Annotated in this window: 12 protein-coding genes; 10 read left to right on the top strand and 2 right to left on the bottom strand. The window is 59.5% G+C overall.

From position 1 onward, the window contains the following. The first annotated feature begins 633 nt into the window (after nucleotides 1-633). From QLG10_RS00830 to QLG10_RS00810, 5 genes are all read left to right on the top strand, one after another. The gene (locus tag QLG10_RS00830; RefSeq protein WP_110748347.1) at nucleotides 634-1,536 is read left to right on the top strand and encodes a LysR family transcriptional regulator; all 903 of its coding nucleotides are present in this window, start codon (nucleotides 634-636) and stop codon (nucleotides 1,534-1,536) included. Nucleotides 1,537-1,667: 131 nt separating this feature from the next. Then, complete coding sequence (locus QLG10_RS00825; RefSeq protein ID WP_110748344.1) at nucleotides 1,668-2,294, top strand: glutathione S-transferase; 627 nt, start codon at nucleotides 1,668-1,670, stop codon at nucleotides 2,292-2,294. A 63-nt stretch (nucleotides 2,295-2,357) separates the two neighbouring features. Beyond that, nucleotides 2,358-4,388, top strand: a complete 2,031-nt coding sequence (locus tag QLG10_RS00820) for a pyridoxamine 5'-phosphate oxidase family protein (RefSeq protein ID WP_282485259.1) — start codon at nucleotides 2,358-2,360, stop codon at nucleotides 4,386-4,388. Nucleotides 4,389-4,498: 110 nt separating this feature from the next. Continuing rightward, the gene (locus tag QLG10_RS00815; RefSeq protein WP_282485258.1) at nucleotides 4,499-5,695 is read left to right on the top strand and encodes a DUF3142 domain-containing protein; all 1,197 of its coding nucleotides are present in this window, start codon (nucleotides 4,499-4,501) and stop codon (nucleotides 5,693-5,695) included. Then, nucleotides 5,682-7,811, top strand: coding sequence for a hypothetical protein (locus tag QLG10_RS00810; protein ID WP_282485257.1), 2,130 nt, complete (start codon nucleotides 5,682-5,684; stop codon nucleotides 7,809-7,811). The genes QLG10_RS00815 and QLG10_RS00810 overlap by 14 nt, the downstream gene beginning before the upstream one ends. Before the next feature lie 3 nt (nucleotides 7,812-7,814). Here the strand turns inward: QLG10_RS00810 and QLG10_RS00805 are convergent, their stop codons facing one another. Next, entirely contained in the window at nucleotides 7,815-8,444 is a 630-nt protein-coding gene (locus tag QLG10_RS00805) for a LysE family translocator (RefSeq protein WP_282485256.1), read from the bottom strand. A 145-nt stretch (nucleotides 8,445-8,589) separates the two neighbouring features. Here QLG10_RS00805 and QLG10_RS00800 point away from each other — a divergent pair, with 145 nt between their 5' ends. Beyond that, nucleotides 8,590-9,063 carry an Lrp/AsnC family transcriptional regulator gene (locus QLG10_RS00800; RefSeq protein ID WP_188263353.1) on the top strand — a complete coding sequence of 158 codons (474 nt, stop codon included), beginning with the start codon at nucleotides 8,590-8,592 and terminating at the stop codon, nucleotides 9,061-9,063. Nucleotides 9,064-9,172: 109 nt separating this feature from the next. On the opposite strand, the gene lpdA is transcribed toward QLG10_RS00800, so the two are convergent. Next, the gene (gene lpdA, locus QLG10_RS00795; protein ID WP_282485255.1) at nucleotides 9,173-10,573 is read right to left on the bottom strand and encodes a dihydrolipoyl dehydrogenase; all 1,401 of its coding nucleotides are present in this window, start codon (nucleotides 10,571-10,573) and stop codon (nucleotides 9,173-9,175) included. A gap of 217 nt (nucleotides 10,574-10,790) precedes the next feature. Between lpdA and QLG10_RS00790 the strand changes: the two genes are divergently transcribed. Genes QLG10_RS00790 through QLG10_RS00775 form a run of 4 tightly spaced genes read left to right on the top strand, consistent with a single transcriptional unit; the run spans nucleotide 10,791 to nucleotide 16,748 of the window. Further along, a complete protein-coding gene (locus QLG10_RS00790; protein WP_110748325.1) occupies nucleotides 10,791-12,752 on the top strand; it encodes a protease modulator HflK in 1,962 nt (653 codons plus the stop codon). Further along, nucleotides 12,749-13,783, top strand: a complete 1,035-nt coding sequence (locus QLG10_RS00785; RefSeq protein WP_282485254.1) for a protease modulator HflC — start codon at nucleotides 12,749-12,751, stop codon at nucleotides 13,781-13,783. The genes QLG10_RS00790 and QLG10_RS00785 overlap by 4 nt, the downstream gene beginning before the upstream one ends. Continuing rightward, nucleotides 13,780-14,838 carry a protease modulator HflK gene (locus QLG10_RS00780; RefSeq protein ID WP_282485253.1) on the top strand — a complete coding sequence of 353 codons (1,059 nt, stop codon included), beginning with the start codon at nucleotides 13,780-13,782 and terminating at the stop codon, nucleotides 14,836-14,838. Before QLG10_RS00785 ends, QLG10_RS00780 begins: the two co-directional genes overlap by 4 nt. Further along, nucleotides 14,835-16,748, top strand: coding sequence for a heavy metal translocating P-type ATPase (locus QLG10_RS00775; RefSeq protein ID WP_110748316.1), 1,914 nt, complete (start codon nucleotides 14,835-14,837; stop codon nucleotides 16,746-16,748). Before QLG10_RS00780 ends, QLG10_RS00775 begins: the two co-directional genes overlap by 4 nt. The last annotated feature ends 64 nt before the right edge of the window (nucleotides 16,749-16,812 follow it).

Here is a 16,812-nt window from a genome sequence, read left to right as displayed (position 1 = left end):
ATGGTGACCGATTGGCCTGGTATCGGTAGGCGTGGCCATGCTAAAAGACCATGACATATCCCATCCCCATATCCGGGCTTGTAGGATTATCCGCTCAACGGTGGCACGATTCCGACTAGCCATAGTATTCCCCCTCCCCGTTTGAGTTGGCTACAGACAAACCCTAGTTCACCTAGTGTCAACCGTAGAGCTGATCCATCTCGATCAGGAAGCGCTCACAGCGGGTCTGCTTACGTTTGCCGGCATACTCGGCATAGGCGAAGGACATCTGTTTCATCGGGGCTCAACCGTTCGATTCGTGTGAGGCGAGTATTCACCGGAGATGGAAGTCTTTTTCAGAGTTTCCTTAGAACAATTTCACAGCCTAATCGAAAGCAGCGGGGATTTATCAACTGCAGTTGCTTTCTGGGGCAAGGGTAAAGACGTTGTGACAATTTTTATTGTTTGCAGCGGAGCCGTTTTTCTGGAGATTTGGAGTTTTGTGGCAAACTTTATATTCAAAGAGCTAGCTTTGTAGTGCCCTGTAGGCTGCGGAATACGCGGGGCGCTGTGACAATCTTTATTATTTCGTCACACCTTAAAAAATCGCAGCCACTTGGTTGCGATTTTTTTATCTGAATCAAGGACACGCCCATGGACCGCTTCCAGGAAATGCAGGTGTTTGCCGCCGTCGCCCAGGACCAGGGTTTTTCCGCAGCGGCACGGCGTTTGGGGCTGTCGGCCGCCAGCGTCACCCGGGCGGTGGCGGCGTTGGAGAAGCGCATTGGCACGCAGTTGCTCACGCGCACTACGCGCAGTGTTTATTTGAGCGAGGCAGGGCAGCGTTATCTGGAAGACTGTCGGAGAATTCTGGCTGAGGTGCAGGAAGCCGAGGATTCCGCGGCGGGTAGTCACGTCCAGCCCCGTGGGCAACTGACGATCACGGCGCCGGTTTTGTTCGGTGAGTTGTTCGTCACTCCATTGATGGTGAATTTTCTCACGCAATTTCCTGACGTGACGATCAATTCGCTGCTGGTGGACCGGGTGGTGAGTATCGTCGAGGAAGGTGTGGATGTGGCCATCCGCATCGGTGAGTTGCCTGACAGCAACCAGCATGCGATTCGGGTGGGCGAAGTGCGGCGAGTGATCTGTGCATCGCCGCAATTTCTGGGTATCCATGGTCGGCCAAGACATCCACAAGAGCTGGCTCAGGCGCCGATTATTGCGACGTCCGCGATTGGACAGTTGAAGCACTGGCCCTTTCTCGAGCGTGGCGAGCCCCTGAGTGTCCGGGTAGAACCGCGTCTGACAGTAACGGCGAATCAAGCAGCAATCACGGCGGCCGGGCTTGGACTGGGTTATACCCGGATTCTGTCCTATCAGTCGGCGAGCAAAGTGGCGGCAGGTGAGCTTGAAATTGTACTCGCGGATTTCGAAATGCCGCCTTTGCCCATCCATGTGCTTTATCAAGGCGGGCGTAAGGCTGCGACGCGGGTCCGTAGTTTTGTCGACTTTACGGTGAAGGCCCTCCGCGAGCATCCTGCTTTGCGGGCCTGATGATTTATTTCTCTGGATGAAATAATTAATTGCGTTTGCTGGTTATTCTGTTGTTTTGGTGACTGGTAGAAGATGGCTGCCATCGGTGCTGATCTTTCCCCTCACAGCGCCACTGCCCAGCGGAGTCGACCATGCAAGCCATCAAACTCTACAACTTTCCACGTTCCGGCCACGCGCATCGCGTGGAACTGATGCTTTCGCTGCTGCAACTGCCGACCGAGCTGGTCTTCGTCGACCTGGCTAAGGGCGAGCATAAAAAGCCGGAGTTCCTGGCCATCAACGCTTTTGGCCAAGTGCCGGTGCTCGACGATCAAGGTGTGGTGCTGGCGGATTCCAATGCGATTCTGGTCTACCTGGCGAAAAAATACGGTAAAGGTCGCTGGCTGCCAGATGATCCGGTCGGTGCCGCCAAAGTGCAGCGCTGGTTGTCGGTTGCTGCCGGGCCAATCGCCTTCGGGCCCGCCAGGGCAAGGCTGATCACAGTATTTGGTGCACCGTACAATCCTGATGAAGTGATTCCTTACGCTCATAGCGTGCTCAAGGTGATCGATCAGGAACTGGCCAACACAGCTTTCCTTACCGGCAGCGAACCGACCATCGCCGACGTGGCTGCCTACAGTTACATCGCCCATGCACCGGAAGGCAATGTCTCGCTGGACGACTACGCCAATATCCGCGGCTGGTTGGCGAGGGTCGAAGCCTTGCCCGGTTTTATCGGCATGCCGCGCACTGTCGCCGGCCTGCAAAAAACTGCCTGATATTTTCGCCCGACTTTTGTCGGGCCCTTCACGCTGTGCCGATGGCGCAGGGGAGAAGCCGCAATGGACTATTCACCGTGGCATGCTGGCGAAAAAGAGTTGCAGGCTCATCTCGGTGTGAGCGAGCGAATGGACGTACTCGGGCGCAGGGTGATTCGCGATCAGATGCCGGATCAACACCGCACCTTCTATCAGCAACTTCCGTTCATGTTGTATGGCGCGGTTGATGCTGACGGTCGTCCCTGGGCCAGTGTGCTTGAAGGTCAACCGGGTTTCGTACATTCCCCCGATCCAGGTTTATTGCAATTTAGCAGCTTGCCGGCTGCTGATGACCCTGCGCAATTGGGCGCGGGTTCGGCGATCGGCCTGCTGGGCATTGAACTGCATACCCGGCGTCGCAATCGTATTAATGGCCATATCAGCGCAATGACCGCGAGCGAATTTGCTGTGACGGTGGATCAGTCCTATGGAAACTGCCCGCAGTACATTCAACTGAGGCAGTTCCGATCGGTGCCCCTGGCGGATCCGGCAACACGTCCCGCGCAGCAATTCAATGAACTGGATGATGCGGCTAAAGCGATGATTGCTGAGGCGGACACCTTTTTCGTCGCCAGTTACGTTGATGTTGATGGCGTACGGTCGGTGGACGTTTCCCACCGTGGCGGTCAGGCGGGTTTCGTCCGGGTGGAAGGGGACTGCCTGACCATCCCGGACTTTGCTGGCAACTTGTTTTTCAATACCTTGGGCAATCTGCGGGTCAATCCAAAAGCCGGTTTGCTGTTCATTGATTTCAATTCCGGTGATCTGCTGCAGCTAAGTGGGCGCACCGAAATCATTCTTGAAGGCCCGCAGGTAGAGGCATTTCAAGGTGCTGAACGTTTGTGGATGTTCCACGTGGAACACGTTGTGCGTCGTCCAGCCGCCCTCGGTTTGCGCTGGCGATTTGACGGTGTTTCGCCAACCAGCTTGCTGACGGGAACGTGGGAGCAGGCCAAGGCGCGCTTGCAAGCCAAGACCTTGGGCGATAAATGGCGGCCACTGCGGGTAGTGCGGATCGAAGCGGAGAGCCAACACATCCGTTCGATCTATATGGAGCCAGCCGACGACGCCGGGTTGCCGCTGTTTCAAGCCGGGCAACATCTACCGCTGCGCTTCAACATTGATGGTGAAACCCATATCCGCACCTACAGCCTGTCGAGTGCGCCATCGGATGACTTTTTCCGAATCAGTGTGAAACGTGACGGTCGGGTGTCTTCGCACCTGCATGACCAGGTTCGCGTCGGTGACTTGTTGGAGGCAAGGGCCCCCCAGGGGCATTTCACCGTTGCGCCCCATGAACGTCGGCCGCTGGTGTTGTTGGCCGCTGGAGTGGGTATTACGCCACTGCTGTCGATGCTGCGTGAGGTGGTTTATCAAGGCTTGCGCACTCGACACATCCGGCCGACCTGGTTCTTCCAGAGTTCGCGCACCCTGGCCGATCAGCCGTTTCGTCCCGAGGTGGATCGCTTGCTCGATCATGCCGGTGACGCGATCAGGGTAGTGCGTCTGCTCAGTCAGCCGGAGCCGGAGGCACGGGAGGGCGAGGACTTCGATGTGACTGGGCGAATCGATGTCGCTCGGCTCTCGGAATTGCTTGAGGTCGAGGACTACGATCAGCTGGATTTTGTCCTTTGTGGTCCCGGCAGCTTTACCCAGGCGATGTATGACGCCCTGCGCGAACTGGATATTCGCGACTCACGGATTCATGCCGAAACTTTCGGACCCTCGACATTGCGTCGTCGACCTGACCCCGATGCCATCGTCATCGAGCAACCGCCAGCGGCTACCACCTCGGTGCCGGTGGTGTTCCAGCGCTCAGCGAAGGAGGCTCGCTGGCAACCGGATGGCGGCAGTCTGTTGGAGCTAGCGGAGAGCCGCGGATTGCACCCGGAATTCAGTTGTCGTGGGGGCTCCTGCGGCACTTGTAAGACTCGTCTGATCAGCGGCCAGGTCAATTATCCACAGCCGCCAGCGGAGGAACCGGATGAAGGTCAGGTGCTGATTTGTTGCGCAGTTCCGGCTCAAGGCACGCAGCCTTTGGTCCTGGACCTTTAGGGGATCAACTCGCGGGAGCCATTGCCCGACGGTCGTTGGCTGGGTAGGGTAGGTAGTACGAAAAAGGGCCGAGAAGGCCCTTTGTGCATTTCAGGGAAAGGCGTTTTTTCATGGGTTTTCTCACTCGCGTGATCGTCTCGCTAACGGCGCTCGCGCTGCTGGGTGGTTGCGAGCAGCACGATGCTCCGCCACTCGATCAGCAACTCTATGTGTGGCAACGCCAATGGACCCCGGCGCATGACGCTGCATTGCGGGAGAGTCGCGCCGACTTTTCCACCTTGCGGGTGCTGGCGCTACAGGCTTTCCCTAAGGCAGGTTGGAGTCGTGCGCGGATTGATCCTGAGCTGCTCAAGCGCGATGGCCGACCGTTGATTGCGGTGGTTCGCCTGGATGGCCAGTTGCAGTCGCTGGATCAGGAGGAGGTCATGGGGCAGATCCAGCAACTGATCAGCGATTGGCAGGGCCAGGGGCTGATCCTCGCCGGGGTGGAGATCGATCACGATGCGGGCAACGCTCGGCTTCCCGCCTACCGTGAGTTTCTGGCGCATCTGCGATCTGTGTTGCCGACGTCCATGGCCATGAGCATCACGGCATTGCCGGCGTGGCTCGACAGTCCAGAGTTGCCAGCGTTGTTATCCACTGTCGATAGCAGCGTGTTACAGGTTCATGCCGTCAACGATCCCCGGCGCGGCTTGTTCGACTCAGATCTCGCTAGCCAATGGGCAATGGCCTGGAGCCGAATCACCTCGAAACCCTTTTTCCTGGCCCTGCCGGCGTATGGCGTCGCGTTGTTGCCGAGTGTCGGTGGCGCTCCCCTCGTGGAAAGCGAAGTAGCCATTGAACGTAACGGCGAGCGCCGGGAGTTGTTGGCTGATCCACTGCAATTGAGCAAGCTTGCTGCGCGGTTGCGCGCAGATCCGCCGGCTCATCTGACCGGTCTGATCTGGTTTCGGCTGCCTTTGGCCAACGACCGTCGAGCCTGGAGCCTGACGACCTTGCGCGCCGTGTCGCGTGGTGATGTTCTTGAGAGTCATCTGGCACTGAATCTTTCGGAGCACGAAGGCCTCTATGACATTGGTATCAGCAATGAGGGCAACCTCGACAATGCCTGGCCCGAGCGCGTGACGCTGGCGGTGCAGGGTTGTGAGGGGGCCGATGCGCTGGCCGGTTATACGTTGCAACAAGAGCCGAACCTGCTTACCTTCACCCGCCTGCGCGACGGCCGGATAGCGGCTGGCGGACAGCGCGCCATCGGTTGGGCACGCTGCGCAATCATTGATCAAGGAGCTTGGAATGTTCACCCGTAACTGGCCTCGTCACTTGCTTTGTCTGAGCCTTGGCCTGCCGTTGGCAGCCATGGCGTGCGGGCCGGATTTCCCCATGCGGTTGCTGGACAATCGAGGTCAATCCCTGGAGGAATTGCCGGAGGGCAATTTCAGTTTCGAGGTGAGCCGCCTCAGTCATGCGATTGCCGGTCTCAAGCCTGCTACGGACGCCACCCTTGTCCCTGGCGCAGCCTATGGAGAAGCCTCCGCTCATGTTGAACAGCGGGATCAAGCCGAGCAGGTTGGTTTGTCCCATGAACAGCAGGCACAGGTGAAACAGCTGCGTGGGCTGGCCGATGCCCGGCAGGTTGAAGTACAGGGTGCGAACCTTCCCGCCGAGCTCAAGTTGTATCTGGCGGGCGCGGTGGCGTTCAACGCCGGCGATCAAACGCTGGCCGCCGAATACTTCCGCAAGGTGCTGGCGCTGCCCGCCGATCAACGGGCATTGCGCAGTACCTGGGCTGCCTACTCGCTGGGGCGGGCGTTGTTCGCCATGAGTTCGCAGGCCGATGCCGCCCCCAACCTGCTGGAACAATCGCGCAAGGCCTACGAACAAACCCGCCAACTGAGCATCGACGGCTTCAGCGACCCACTGGAACTGGGCGTCGCCAGTCTTGGTGAAGAGGCTCGCGTGGCCCGGGCGGCAGGTGACTGGAACGGCGCCATCGAACTTTATGCGACGCAGAACCTTCAGGGTTCGGCAGTGGGTTACACCTCATTGAAGCTGTTGATGGCTGAACTGGCTTCGATGCCCGAGGATCAGTTGGCCGGGTTGCTCAAGGGCAAGCCTGTGCAGCAATTGGTGACCGCCGCCTTGATCAGCCGGCTGGGTTGGTCATTCGGTGATCAACCACCGAATGAGCAAAAACTGATCAAGCTGTTGCAGAGCAGTACGCGCGGCAGCCTCGACAATGCGGACCGCCTGGCCGCGGTGAATTATCAACAGGGCGATTTCAACAGCGCCAAAGCCTTTCTTGAGCGCGCTGGTGACGGCGGTCTGGCCTGGTGGCTTCGGGCCAAACTGGCGGTGCGCGATGGCGATAAAACGGCGGCGGCTGCAGCGTATGCGAAGGCCGCCAAGGCTTTCCCGCAGAATGAATCGTGGGGCGATCGGAGAACGCCGGATTACGATTTCGAAACGCTGCAACCCAAATGCCGGGTCGAAGGCGAAAGCGCGATCCTGGCCCTGCAACGCGGGGATTATCTGCAGGCGTTCGACCAGTTGTACCGCAGCCAAGGCGTCTATTGGTTGGACGCGGCCACTGTTGCCGAGCGTGTACTGACGTTGGATGAGCTCAAGCATTACGTCGATACTCAGGTACCGGCACCGCCACCCCTCAGCCAGCACGATGTGGACAACTACGTGCCCCTGCCGGTGGCGGCGAGCCTGCGCAATCTGCTTGGGCGGCGTTTGTTGCGCGAAGGACACTACGAGCAAGCGCCGGCTTATTTCGATAACGATGGCTTGCGCCACAAAGCCAGGCTGTACGGCCAGCAACGTATGGCGGCGGATTCGGCATGGTGGCCGACGCGACGCGCCGCGGCACTGTTCAATGCCGCCTGGACCGCACGTGAATGGGGGATGGACATTCTCAGTTATGAAATGGCGCCAGACTACGCCACGTTCGGAGGCAACTTCAGCCTTGAGAGTGCTGAACTCAAGGTCGGGCCGCTGGTAGCCGAGGACGAAGTGAAGCGTCAGCAAGCCAGCGCCGCCCAACCCGATCAGCGTTACCACTATCGATTCGTGGCAACGGCACTGGCCCGCCGAGCTGCCGACAATCTGCCGCACACCAGCCAGGCGTTCGCCGCTGTGCTGTGTGAAGCGGCCGGCTGGAACAGCAGCCTTGAAGAACAAAGTGCGCTCTACCAGCGATATGTCAAAGAGGGACCATTCGTGGAGTGGGCGGCGGATTTTGGGCATCAATGCCCGTATCCCGACTTTGAAAGTGCAGACAAGCGCTATGTCACCCAGGCCACCGATGCTGCCCGCTCGGCCCTGCGACCGTACAAGACAGCTCTGCAGATGGGAGGCGTGTTGTTGGTCGTGGCGGTGGCGCTGGTGCAGGTCAAGCGCCGTCGCCGCAAAGTGCAATAAGGTTCAAGCCTGTTGAACAAAGGTCAGCCGCACGGCGAAACCGATCAACAGGCTGCCGAACAGCCATTGTTGAACGCGCTGGAAGCTGGGGCTGCGTTGCAACCAACGACCCAGTGCGGCACCGGTTAACGCATAGGCGCTATCGAACAGCAAACCGACGCCGACCAACACCAGGCCCAGGACCGCAAATTGCGCGAGTACCGGTCCATTGAGTGGATCGATGAACTGCGGCAGCAATACCGAGCAGAACAGCAGCGCCTTGGGGTTAAGCAGATTGGTCAGTAAACCGCGGCGGATCGCTTCGCTCCAGCGTGTTTTTTCATCTGTTGTACCTGGGTCGTCCAGGGATGGCAGCATCGTCGTGCGCAGGCATTGAATGCCGATCCACAGCAGATAAGCAGCCCCGACCAGGCGTACCGCGTCGAATGTCCAGGGAGCCGCCTTGAACAATGCAGCCAATCCCAACGCCGCCAGCACTACATGACAACCGCGTGCGATTGCCAAGCCGACGGCCGTGGCCAACGCTGCGCCTTTGCCGTGGCGGGCACCGGTTTGCAGCAGCAGGATCATATCGGGGCCGGGCAGCAGATAGACCACCGCCAGCGCCATGAAAAATAGCCCGAGTCCCGCCATGTCGCACCCCTGTCGTTGTCGATTCAGTGGTGCCAGTCTAGAGCCAGGGAGCAGGGCATGTGCTTGCGTAGTTTGCTTCTAAAGCGGGATGATTTGGCATAACCTGCCAACAAATCACAGTTCAACCAGCGGAATATGCCAAGTGATGAAACTGGATGCCTACGACCGCAAGATTCTTGCTGCGCTGCAACGGGATGGTCGGCTGAGTAATGTGCAATTAGCTGAAGAAATCGGTCTGTCCGCTTCGCCATGTTTGCGCCGGGTACGGATGCTTGAAGAGGCCGGAGTAATTCGTGGTTATCAGGCCAATCTGGATCGCGATGAAGTCGGGCTAGGCCTGACCGTATTCGTCGGAGTAAAAGTCGAGCGCCATAACGATGAGCAGGCCGAAACTTTTCGCTTGGCCGTGACAGCATTGCCGGAGGTGATTTCGGCGTTTCTGGTATCTGGGGAATCGGACTTTCTGTTGCAAGTGGTGGTACCGGATTTACGCGCCTACGACCGGTTTCTCACGGGGTGTTTGTTGAAGCTGCCAGGGGTGAGCGATATCCGCAGCAACTTTGCCATCCACACGGTGAAGACACCGGGAGCATTGCCGTTGGGGCATTTGCCGCTGTAGACCGAGGAGACTTCTTCGCGAGCAGGCTCGCTCCCACATACGAATGCATTCCAATGTGGGAGCGACCCTGCTCGCGAAGCGAAGGCCCAGCCACCAAAAATCTGGAGGCTTACATCTGCGTCGCCATCCCCTCCACATTCATCGCAGCCTGGCGCAAGGCTTCGGATCGGGTCGGGTGTGGATGGCAGGTCAGGGCAATGTCTTCGGCGGATGCGCTGAACTCCATGGCCACGCAATATTCGCCAATCATTTCACTGACGCTTGGCCCTACGAGATGCACACCGAGGATTTCGTCGGTACGCTCATCGGCCAGTACCTTGGCGAATCCTTCGGTTTCATGATTGATCTTCGCCCGGCTGTTGGCGGTAAATGGAAATTTGCCGACCTTGAATGTGCGACCTTCGGCCTTCAACTGTTCTTCGGTCTTGCCGACGCTGGCCAGCTCCGGCTTGGTGTAGATCACATTGGGGATCAGATCGTAATTGACCTCTCCCGCCTTGCCGGCGATCTGTTCGACGCAGGCCATGGCTTCGTCTTCAGCCTTGTGGGCAAGCATCGGTCCGGAGGTGACGTCGCCAATCACCCAGACGCCCGCGGCTTCGGTACGGTGCCCCTTGTTGGCGAGCATGCCGCGTTTATCGGTGGCGAGGCCGACGTTCTCCAATCCCAGACCTTGGGTATAAGGCCGACGTCCGATCGCCACCAGCACGTAATCGGCCTCCAGCGACTCGGCTGCTCCACCTGCGGCGGGTTCGACGCTGAGCTGCACGCCGGTTGCGGTCGTCGTGGCGCTGGTCACTTTTGAACTCAATTTGAAACTGATGCCCTGTTTGCTCAGTGAGCGTTGCAGGGTTTTTCCTGCTTCACCGTCCACACCCGGACAGATCCGGTCCAGGTACTCGACCACGGTCACTTGGGCCCCCAAGCGCCGCCAGACGGAACCCAGCTCCAGCCCAATCACCCCGGCGCCGATCACCACCAGGTGCTTCGGCACTTCTGTGAGTGACAGTGCGCCGGTGGAATCGAGGATGCGTTGGTTATCAATGTCCACCCCAGGCAGGGGAGTGGGTTCGGAACCGGTGGCGATAATGATGTCTTTGCCGACCAGTTCGGTCTTGCCGCCGGCGTTATCCGTCACGGTGACTTTGCCCGGCCCGTCGATGTGGCCCCAACCCTTGATCCAGTCGACCTTGTTTTTGCGGAAGAGAAACTCGATGCCTTTGGTCAGCCCGGTCACGCTTTCATCTTTTTGTTTCATCATCTGGGCGAGGTTGAGCGTGGGTTTGACCTCGATCCCAAGGTTGGCGAATTCCGCTCCCATGGCTGCATCGTAAAGCTCCGAGGCGTGCAGCAATGCCTTGGACGGCATGCAACCGACGTTCAGGCAGGTGCCGCCGAGCGTAGCGCGTCCTTCTACGCACGCCGCCTTCAATCCCAGTTGGCCTGCTCGAATCGCTGCGTTATAGCCACCGGGGCCACCACCGAGTATCACGACGTCATAGGTGCTCATGGAAGTACTCCTGGATTGAAAGCGGACGGGGAGGGGTAAAAGTAGTCTTGGAATAAAATTACGAGCGTAATATGTGCGCTCCGATGCATTTCGGTCAAGGCTTCAGCTTGGCGACAGGTTCAGCATCTTTAGATAAGCAGACTGAGCACGAAAATTTCACCAGTATCGTTATATCGTAACGGAATGCCCCGTGGGCGATGCTAAACACTGGAGTGGTATGCAAGTCGATCTCGAAGAGGGTGATGGAGCGCAGGCAGCCGGGCTGCCGCGCTTTCAGCAGGCAGTTTTTCAGGGCCGACGATTGCGCTTGCTCGCCGTCGGCCTCGGCGCACTCGCGGCAATGGGCCTGGTGCTGGGTTTTTTTGTCGGGCTGTTTGCGCCGCAATCCCTCTGGCCTGCGCTGTTGTTCAATCAGAGCGCCGCATTGCTGGTGCTGGTCGCTGGCTTGCAATCGGCCTGGTGGGTCACGCAATGGCGTGCGCAGGCGATGAATCCCTTGGCATCGGTGGTCGCCGCTGATGAACCTGAAGAACCGGTGGGTTGGTACGAACGGCTGCTGGAGCGAATCAGTCAGCGCTGGCTGAAGCTACTCAGGCAAATCGGAGCCCCGACACTGTGGCTGGCCGGTTGGGCGCTGCTGGCGTTGTTATGCGTCGAACAGGCATGGACCTTTGCTTTTCCTTCCGCAGCGCTGGGCATGTCGGCCACTGTCGGCGCGGTCATGGGGTTGTTGTTGGCCTTTGGTCTGTTGGTTCTCGAGCGTCAGCTTGCTCAGGAAAATACTGCCCAATGGCCCGAGGCAGGCGCCTTGGCGCAGCTGACCCGCGTGGCAATCATCAGCCTGATTCTTGGTGCGTTTTGCCTGCTGTTCGGCAGTGAGACTTCGGTTTGGCCGGTGCGTCTGGCGGTACTGATCGGCCTGCTGCCGGGCTTCGTTGCCTTCGAATTACTGCTGCGTGCCGTGCTGTCATTGTTCAGCCCGCGTCGCGAACAACTTGAACCTGCATTGCTGGCGCGTAGTTTTGTCGCCGACATGTTGCGCTGGCCGCCGCAGCCATTGCAGGCGTTACAGCAAGAATTGCACAACCGCTTCGGCATCGACCTGCGGCAAATTTGGGCCTTCACTTACATGCGCCGGGCATTGTTGCCGGTGCTGGGGGTGGTAGGCATCGTCGGTTGGGTGCTGACCGGTGTTCACGAAATTCCGCTGCAAGGGCGGGGGATCTACGAGCGATTCGGTAAACCGGTGACGGTGTTTGGGCCTGGTCTGCATGCGGGTTTACCGTGGCCATTGGGGAGGGTGCTAAGTGTCGAAAATGGCGTGGTTCACGAATTGGCCACCAGTGTCGGCGAAACATCGGCACCCGTACAGGCAGACCCCGCCGAAGGCCCGGCGCCGATAACCGCCAACCGGTTGTGGGACGCCAGCCATGTGAATGACAAATCCCAGGTGATTGCCAGTAGCCGCGCAGACAAGCAGAGCTTTCAGATCGTCAACATGGACGTGCGTTTTGTTTATCGCATTGGTTTGAGCGATCAGGCGGCATTGGCTGCAACCTATAACAATGCGGATGTGCCGACGTTGATCCGCAGCACCGCGAGCCGAGTTCTGGTCCACGATTTCGCGTCACGCACCCTTGACGGTCTGCTCGGTGAGGACCGGGTAGGGCTTGCCGGGGAAATCGGCCGGGCCGTGCAGGCCGACCTGCAGAAACTCGACAGCGGCGTGGAAATTCTCGCTACGGTCGTTGAAGCGATCCATCCCCCGGCAGGGGCTGCCAATGCTTATCACGGGGTGCAAGCCGCACAGATCGGCGCGCAGGCGTTGATTGCGCGTGAACGCGGAGCCGCCGCTGAAGCCACCAACCAGGCGCAGTTGCAGGCGAGCATTGCCCGGGATCAGGCAACGGCAACCGCCCACGAAATCAACGCGACGGCCAAGGCTGCCGAGCTGAAATTCAGCGCCGAGAAAAAAGCTTACGCCAATGCCGGCCAGGCCTTTGTGCTGGAGCAATACCTCGGCCAACTTTCCCAGGGCCTGGCCAGCGCCAGATTGCTGGTACTCGATCATCGTCTGGGCGGCAGCAGCAATGCCCCAACCATCGATCTGCGTACATTCACGTTGCCGGCTGACCCTGCGTCGTCGCGTAAAACTGCTCAGCCAGGAGTCGCCAATTGAGCCAGCTACATACCCACGATCATGCCAACCACAGTGGCCACGATCACGGCCATGGCGGCCATCACCACGGCCATCACCATCATGGTGATCCGCAAGAAGCCGGCCCGTTCCCCTGGCGACGCATGGGCTGGGCGGCGTTGTTGGTGGCGTTTGCCGTGGCGGCAGCAAGCCTGGTGCAAGTGCGTTCAGGCGAAGCCACGGTCATTACACGTTTTGGCAATCCATCACGGGTGCTGGTAGAACCCGGGCTTGGCTGGCGCTGGCCGGTACCCTTCGAAGCGGCGATCCCGGTGGATCTGCGACTGCGCACCACGTCCAGCGGTCTGCAGGATGTGGGCACGCGGGACGGCTTGCGCATTATCGCTCAGGCTTATGTTGCCTGGCAGGTGCAGGGTGATCCGGACAACGTGCAGCGCTTTATGCGCGCTGTGCAAAATCAGCCGGACGAAGCGGCACGGCAGATTCGCACTTTCGTCGGCTCCGCCCTGGAAACCACGGCCAGTAGTTTCGACCTGGCCAACCTGGTGAACACCGATGCCAATCAGGTGCACATCGACGATTTCGAAACACAGCTTCGCAAGCAAATCGATCAGCAATTGCTGACTACTTATGGCGTGCGAGTGTTACAAGTCGGCATCGAGCGCCTGACCTTGCCGTCGGTCACGCTTACCGCGACGGTCGATCGCATGCGCGCCGAGCGTGAAACCATCGCGACTGAACGCACCGCCATCGGTAAGCGCGAAGCGGCGCAAATTCGCTCCGCAGCGGAACGTGATGCACGAATCGTCCAGGCCGATGCCACGGTGAAAGCGGCGGACATTGAGGCGCAATCCAGGGTCGAAGCCGCGCAGATTTATGCGCGTGCCTACGCTGGCTCACCGCAGCTTTACAATTTGCTGCGCTCACTCGATACCTTGGGCACGGTGATTACCCCGGGCACAAAACTGATCCTGCGTACCGATGCCGCGCCTTTCCGGGCATTGGTTGATGGTCCGCCGACGCTTGAAAATAAACTTGGGTCGCAGCCATGAATTTGGTTCCACGTGGAACAAATGAGTTGAGTAGCCCGTGGATTCAGGCCGGACGCGTGGCGTTTTTCGCTCTGTATGCCGTGACGGTGTTGGCCGCTTTGGCTTGGGCGTTCTCCAATGTGCGACAAATCGACCCGCAAAATCGTGCGGTGGTTTTGCACTTCGGCGCTCTTGATCGCGTCCAGAATGCCGGTTTGCTATTGGCCTGGCCGCGACCGTTTGAACAGGTGATTTTGCTGCCAGCGGCGGATAGGGTCATCGAGCGTCGAGTGGAGAACCTGCTACGAACCGGTGCCGCATTGCAAGCCGATCGCGCGGCCAGTTTTGCGTCGCCGATCAGTGATGCGCTGGCAGGTTCCGGTTATTTGCTGACGGGGGATGCCGGTGTGGTGCAGCTGGATGTGCGGGTGTTCTACAAGGTCACGGAGCCGTATGCCTTCGTGCTTCAAGGCGAGCATGTGCTGCCGGCCCTGGATCGCCTGGTGACCCGTAGCGCCTTGGCGCTCACGGCTGCACGAGACTTGGACACCATCCTGGTCGCACGGCCGGAGTTGATCGGCGCTGATAATCAGGCGGCAGAAAGGCGCGAGCGTCTGCGGGGTGATCTGGTGCAAGGCATCAATCAACGCCTGGCGCGATTGGCCGCGACAGGGCAGGGGCTGGGGATCGAAGTGGCGCGGGTTGACGTGCAGTCGAGCCTGCCGGCGCCTGCGATCAACGCCTTCAACGCTGTACTGACAGCCAGCCAGCAAGCCGACAAGACCGTGGCCAACGCGCGCACTGAAGCCGAGAAGCTGACCCAAGCAGCCAATGAACAAGCCGACCGCACGCTGCAAGTCGCCCACGCTCAGGCGAGTGAACGGCTGGCGAAAGCCTCGGCTGATACCGCCACGGTGATCAGTCTGGCCAACGCGCAGCACCAAGCCCCCGATCCGCAAATGTTGCTGCGAATCTACCGCGAGCGGATGCCGAAAATTCTTGGCCAGGCCGGCTCAGTCATTACGGTCGATCCGCAAGACGATTCCCGCCTGATCATTCAGGGAGCTGCACAATGACCGCTCAAACTGCCGCTGCACCGAGCATGTTGTCCTCGGCCGAACAACGCAGCGCTGCTCGCCAACTGACTTTGGCCATGCTTGCACTCGGCTTGCTCGCGTTGGGCCTCGTATGGCGCTGGTTGTCCCCGGAGCAAAGTGGAGTCAGCCAATTGCTGCTGGGTTCTGCTTCAGTGCTGGTGGCCGTACCAGTGATGCGTTCGGCCTGGTACAGCCTGCGATACCCGAGTCTGCACGGCATCACCGATCAACTGATCGCCTTGGCCATGCTTGGCGCGTGGGCAACAGGCGATCTGCTGACGGCTGCGTTGCTGCCGATCATCATGATCTTCGGACACGTGCTGGAAGAGCGCAGCGTGATCGGTTCGCAGGAAGCGATCCGCGCCCTAGGCAAATTGACCCGCAGCCACGCGCGCAAGGTTCAGGCCGACGGCTCCATCGTCGAAGTCGACAATGGCACGCTCAGGGCCGGCGATCTGGTGGAAGTCCGTGCAGGTGATCGGGTGCCGGCGGATGGCCAGGTGTTGTCCGGCCAGGCGAGTCTGGACACCGCATCCATTACCGGCGAGTCGGTGCCGATGGAGGCGGGTGTCGGAATGGCGGTGTTCGGTGGCGCGATCAATCTCGACGGCCTGTTGCGCATTGAAGTGACCAGGACCGGGGACGAATCGACCCTCGGCAAAGTGATTGCGCTGATGCAAAACGCCGAGCGCTCCAAGCCACCAATCACCCGATTGCTGGAGCGTTACGCCGGGAGCTACCTGGTGCTGGTGTTGTTGCTGGCTGCAGTCACCTGGTTTATCACCAACGATGCCCAGGCCATGCTCGCGGTGCTGGTGGCTGCTTGCCCTTGCGCGCTTGTACTGTCGGCACCCGCTACGGCGATTGCCGGGGTAGCGGTAGCCGCTCGGCACGGCATTCTGATTCGTAGCTCGGCGTTTCTCGAGGAGCTAGCAGACCTGACATCGCTGGTGGTCGACAAGACTGGAACCCTGACCTTCGGCACCTTGCGCCTGCAATCCATCGAGAGCTCGCTGGAGGATCGCAACCCCGTCTTGAAACTCGCCGCCAGCCTCGGTTCCGCCAGCAGTCACCCGGTCAGCCGGGCGCTGGCCGGGCTGGTCCCACCAGAGCATCTTCAGTTGCTGTCGGACATTCGCGAGCGTCAGGGTTTGGGCGTGGTAGCCATGACGGAGCAGGGCGAGGCTGCTCTTGGGCGGCCGGAGTTGTTCGCCCAGTTGGGTATCGCGACTTCAGATGTTCCCGACCACGATGGCCCTATTGCCGGGCTGGCACTCAACGGTGAGTTTCTCGCATGGCTGTTGTTGGCCGACAGTGTTAAACCGGAAGCCAAGGTTGCCTTGAGTGAGCTGAAGAACCTTGGGTTGGGCCGACAGCTTTTGCTCACCGGCGACCGGTACAGCGTGGCTCACACACTCGCTCGGGATGTCGGTATCAGTGACGTTGAGGCGCAGGCCTTGCCCGAGGACAAATTGAATCGCGTGTTGCAAGAAATCGGTAACGGTTTTCGTCCTATGGTGGTTGGCGATGGCATCAACGATTCCCTGGCGCTCAAGGCAGGCGTTGTCGGTGTGGCAATGGGTGCAGGCGGTGCGGATATCGCGCTGGCTTCAGCGGATATCGTGTTGATCGGTAGCGACCTGCGGCGCCTTGGCACTTGCGTGCGCTTGAGTCGTCAATGCCGTCAGACGTTGCAAGCCAACGTGATTATCGGTTTGGGCTGGACCTTGGCGATCGTTGCTTTCGCGGCGTTCGGCTGGCTCGGGGCAGCAGGGGCGATGATCGCGGCGTTGCTGCATAACCTCAGTACATTGTTGGTGCTGGGCAATGCCGGGCGTTTGCTGCGCTTTCAGGAACCGCTGTTCAAGCTCAAGGAAGAGCAGTTTTAAAAAGACAGAACTGTGGGCCGGATTTGCAGTCATCTAGGTGAGAGCGGTCATTTCTGCGAATTCG

This window comes from Pseudomonas sp. V98_8 (assembly GCF_029967975.1).
GTDB lineage: Bacteria > Pseudomonadota > Gammaproteobacteria > Pseudomonadales > Pseudomonadaceae > Aquipseudomonas > Aquipseudomonas umsongensis.
Note: the sequence above shows the minus strand (reverse complement) of the source record. Positions and strands in the feature narration are given on the sequence as shown.